The sequence below is a fragment of the Rathayibacter tanaceti genome (genome assembly GCF_001634385.1).
Taxonomy (GTDB): Bacteria; Actinomycetota; Actinomycetes; order Actinomycetales; family Microbacteriaceae; genus Rathayibacter; species Rathayibacter tanaceti.
This window is the reverse complement of record NZ_LIIN01000266.1, coordinates 1-1,152: the sequence shown is the minus strand read 5'-3', so window position 1 is coordinate 1,152 and position 1,152 is coordinate 1. Positions and strand designations below refer to the sequence as shown.

Genomic DNA, 1,152 nt, shown 5'->3' with positions numbered 1-1,152 from the left:
CTCGCCGCGAGGAGCGGGGGCAGCCCGGGGAGCGCGGCGCGCAGCCCGTCGGGCACCGCGTCTCCGTTGGAGACCGCGAGGCAGACGGCGAGGCCGAAACGGTCGACCAGGCGCCGCAGCGGCGCCGTGACGTGAGCGTAGGGCGCGGCGAGCGCGGACTGCGCGGGGTGTTCGGGAGGTGTCCCGTCGAACGCGGTGTAGCCGGCTCCGCGGAACAGGGTCGCGGCGGCGTGCATCACCGCCAGCTGCGCCGGGTCGCCCGTGTCGAGACGGCGCAGGTAGCGCCGTAGGGTTCCTCCGTCGGCCAGGGGGTACCGAGGGCGGCGGCCCTGGCGCGGAACGCGGCGACGGTCTCGGGATCCGCGGCGGGCATCGTGCGCAGGATTCCGACTCCCGCGCCGAGCATCATCCTCGCGGCGACCATCCCGGTCAGGAGCGAGACCTGGGCGTTCCAGGCCTCGACCGCCAGCGGCGCTCGGCGCTCCACTCGGTAGCCGCCGCCGACCGCGACGATCTCCTCCTCGGGGAGGGTCAGGCTCGCGCCTCCGCGCTCTGCTTCGCGGGCGAGGCGCTCGCGCCCGAACCAGGCGAGCAAGGCGATCGAGGGATGCGGCTCGCCTGCCTCGACGCTGCGCTGCACTGCTCCGTAGTCGAGGCGTGCGACGCTGCGGACGAGCGAGCGCTCGAGGCGCACGGAACGCGGCTCGGCGCGCTCATCGAGTGTCAGCGTCCAGACCAGGGCACGTCGCCGGACGTCGGGCAGGAGCGAGGCGGTGCCCTCGGAGAGCACGGCGGGATGCAGCGGGATCCGCCCGTCGGGGAGGTAGACGGTCTGACCACGGCGTCGGGCCTCGGCGTCGAGCGCACCGCCCGAGTGGACGACCGCCGGGACGTCGGCGATCGCGTAGCGGAGGACGACGCCGTCCGTGGTGCGCTCGAGATGCAGCGCCTGGTCGAGGTCGAGGGAGCCCGGCGGGTCGATCGTGACGAACGGCAGATCCGTGCGATCGCTGCGGCCGCCGTCCTCCGCGTTCGCGTCGGCGTGCTCCGCCTCGGCCAGCGCCTCGGCCGGGAACGCACCGGGCAGGTCGATCGCGACCCGCACGGCCGCGAGGGCGCGGTCGACGTCGTCGTCGGGGCGGGGGAGGCGGA

Annotated in this window: 1 protein-coding gene and 1 pseudogene; both read right to left on the bottom strand. The window is 75.4% G+C overall.

Annotated elements, in window-relative coordinates; genetic code table 11:
• Positions 1 to 239, bottom strand: a pseudogene (locus ACH61_RS18705) (RNB domain-containing ribonuclease); the annotation flags it as partial.
• The coding region (locus ACH61_RS15540; protein ID WP_153038956.1) for an RNB domain-containing ribonuclease at positions 236 to 1,152 on the bottom strand (917 nt) is incomplete at its 5' end. The gene ACH61_RS15540 and the pseudogene ACH61_RS18705, both read right to left, overlap by 4 nt.